Annotated in this window: 1 protein-coding gene and 1 pseudogene; one reads left to right on the top strand and one right to left on the bottom strand. The window is 47.6% G+C overall.

Annotated features, from left to right (window positions below; genetic code table 11):
* Positions 1-212 (top strand): transposase domain-containing protein (locus L5M18_RS23405; protein WP_263198729.1); only part of this gene is annotated, 212 nt, incomplete at its 5' end.
* 17 nt (positions 213-229) lie between these two features.
* Here the strand turns inward: L5M18_RS23405 and tnpA are convergent.
* Positions 230-430: pseudogene (gene tnpA, locus L5M18_RS23400) on the bottom strand (IS66 family insertion sequence element accessory protein TnpA); the annotation flags it as partial.
* Positions 431-529 lie beyond the last annotated feature (99 nt).

Genomic DNA, 529 nt, shown 5'->3' with positions numbered 1-529 from the left:
CCATAAAGCCGTTCGTCATTGGCCGTAAAAATTGGCTATTTGCCAACACGGCCAATGGAGCAAAAGCCAGTGCCATACTGTACAGCATGATAGAAACTGCCAAGGCTAATGGGCTGATGCCTTTTGACTATCTCATGTACTGCCTAGAGCAGCTGTCACTCAAGCCAGAAAGCCTGGATCATTTGTTACCTTGGAATGCAAAACTAGGCTAGGTGCAGATCACCGGACGGATACATTGATTCAGCTGCAAACCCTGTGGCGTCAGCTCAACAAAGCCACCGTCATCATCCTGAAACGCCAACAACTGACGCTTGCGATAACTAAAATATGTAGGAATGATGCCCTGACGTTTTGCAAATTCAGTTTGGGTGAGACCACTTTGGGCTTGCTCGGCAAACAAGGCCAGCCATTGTTCTTTGGTACGGTGCATGATGATTACCCTGGCAGTTGATAATGGCAGACAGGGTAAAGTTGATCAGTTAGGATTGGAATGTGTGGTTGGCGTTACGCTTACTGGCGTTACGCTTAC

Origin of the sequence: Shewanella sp. SM20, assembly GCF_025654545.1 — a bacterium.
GTDB classification, from domain to species: Bacteria; Pseudomonadota; Gammaproteobacteria; order Enterobacterales; family Shewanellaceae; genus Shewanella; species Shewanella oncorhynchi.
This window is presented reverse-complemented; position numbering and strand designations above follow the sequence as displayed.